The 293-nt window shown below is 80.9% G+C and carries 1 pseudogene; it reads right to left on the bottom strand.

The features are described from left to right. A pseudogene (locus tag AC0L30_RS43215) lies at nucleotides 1-188 on the bottom strand (efflux RND transporter periplasmic adaptor subunit); the annotation flags it as partial. Between the last annotated feature and the right edge of the window lie 105 nt (nucleotides 189-293).

The raw sequence follows: 293 nt of genomic DNA, 5'->3' as shown, positions 1-293 counted from the left end.
GCCGGTGTCGCCGGCGGCGGGGCTGCCACCTGCTCGTCGTCGAAGCTGACGTCGGCGCCTGCGGGCACCGCGCGGAAGTCCCGGCCATCCCTGGTCTTTCTCGGCACCAGCGAGTACGACGGCCTGCCGTCCGGATCCTGGTAGTAGATCGGGGCGCCGCTCTCCTCGGCCGCAGCGGGGCCGATCATGGCGGTGGTTCGCGCCGTCGGCCGCTGCGGGCCGGGGGGGGGGGGGGGGGGGGGGGGGGGGGGGGGGGGGGGGGGGGGGGGGGGGGGGGGGGGGGGGGGGGGGGG

Source organism: Bradyrhizobium sp. MI1.11, assembly GCF_055811255.1.
This window is presented reverse-complemented; position numbering and strand designations above follow the sequence as displayed.